We start from the raw sequence: 1,802 nt of genomic DNA on the forward strand, positions 1-1,802 counted from the left end.
GCCACAGCGCGGACAGCGACACCGTCGCGAGCCAGCCCGCGAAGTCGAAGCCGCCGCGCGTGAGGAAATCGGCGGTGCTCACGTGCGACAGGATCATCCAGAAGCCGACGAAAATGCCGATGCCGAGGTGCTGCGCGACGATCCACACCGGCACCGCGATCGCGATGCCGACGATGAATCCGATGACGAGTTCGGCGATCATGCGCCCTCCGGCTTGCGCAGCGGCATCGCGCTGCGGATGGCGCCGCGCGCACGCGCGGCGGGAATGTCGGCAGACGGCGCCGGCGCAGCGGCGGCCGGCACGGGGTCTTCGTCGCGCACGGGCCGCGGCGAGTTGTCGAGGTTCGGATCGGGCTCGCCGCCCGGTTCGGCACTCACCGCGCCCGCGCCTTCGTCCGCGCGCTCGGCCGGCACGCGCGTCGCGCCCGGTTGCTTCGCCGCCGCGAACAGGTCGCTGTAGTCGGCGATCGGCGCGCGCCGGTTCTCGGTCTTCAGCGCATCGAGCTCGGTGTCGATGCTGCCTGCCCCGAGACACACGACGCGATCGGACAGCGTATCGACCGGCACGTCGAAGATCCGCGCGAGCGCGTCCTCGGCATCGACCGGTTCGCACGCGAACAGGAACACGTACAGGTGCCCGGCATCGGCCGTCACGACGTCGCCGGCGCGGCGCGGCCGGCAGTGCCGCAGCGCGTCGACGTGCGACACGCCGGGCAGCAGCGCGATCTTCGCGAGCGTATGCGGCAGCGCGAGCACGGCGCCGCGATCGAGCACCGCGCGAATCCGCAGACAGAACGCGCCGACCGGCAGGTAGCCGAGCACCGAATCGCCGAGCGCGGCCGCGAGCGCCGCGCGATAGTCGGGCGCGACGGGCCGCGCATAGAGCTGCCCGTGCAGCGCGTTCACCGCGGCCTGCATCCGCGACAGCGGCAGGTCGCGCGCGACGACGCGGTTCGCGCCGACGCTCAGCACGAGCATCTCGAACTGCTGGCGCAGCACCTCGCCGCGTTCGACGACGGCGATCTTCAGCGCGCCGCCGCATTGCCGGCGCAGCGCGTGAACGGCCGCGCACAATGCCTCGAGCTGCGGATGCGAGCGGAACGCGAGCACCGCGGTCGCGGCCTGCGCGTGCGCACAGGCGGCGACGACCGCTGCGTTGTCGTCGACGATTTCCCAGCCGGCGGGCACGCGGCCCGCGTCGTCGAGCACCGCACGGCTGACGACGACGCGATCCTCGTCGGTCGCGAGCTTCATCCCGCGCGACGGCTGGACGGCACCGCCGTCGACGATCGCCGCGAGCCGGCCGCCCGGCGCGAAGCGCAGCGGCCGCACTTCGCCGGCCGCGAGCGTATCGCCCCCGCGCCAGAAATCGACGACCCACAGCAGCTCGCCGTGCGTGCGCTGCAACTGCGCGACGCCCGAGCACACGCCGTGAAAGCCGCTGCGCGGCGCGCGATTCGCGACGCGCACGAGCGGCGGATCGTCGGTGTCGGGAGCTGCGCCAGTGCGCACGATCTCGGGATCGACCAGCAGCACCAGCGCGATCCGGTGCGTGCGGCACCAGTCGGCGAGCGCGTGCGCCTCTTCCGCGAGCGCGACCGGGTCGTCCCAGCTGAACCAGCGTTGCGCGCCTTCGATGAAATACAGCGAGCGCGTGCGAAAGCCGTAGCGCTTCATCGCGCGCAAGCCGCCCGCGAGCCGCGCGAACGGAGCGGGCGCCGCACGGCGCGGCGCGTCCGGTTCGATCGCGGCGTCGCCGTCGGCTGCCGCTGACGCGGACGCGGGCGGCAACCGACGGCGAC

General features: G+C 73.4%; 1 protein-coding gene and 1 pseudogene. Both read right to left on the bottom strand.

The features are described from left to right. A pseudogene (locus tag F3J14_RS34780) lies at positions 1 to 202 on the bottom strand (hypothetical protein); the annotation flags it as partial. Next, positions 199 to 1,802: cellulose biosynthesis protein BcsE (gene bcsE / locus F3J14_RS34785; RefSeq protein WP_247682363.1), on the bottom strand; the 1,604-nt coding region annotated here is incomplete at its 5' end. The gene bcsE and the pseudogene F3J14_RS34780, both read right to left, overlap by 4 nt.

Origin of the sequence: Burkholderia sp. Tr-862, from assembly GCF_011753085.1 — a bacterium.
Taxonomy (GTDB): domain Bacteria; phylum Pseudomonadota; class Gammaproteobacteria; order Burkholderiales; family Burkholderiaceae; genus Burkholderia; species Burkholderia ambifaria.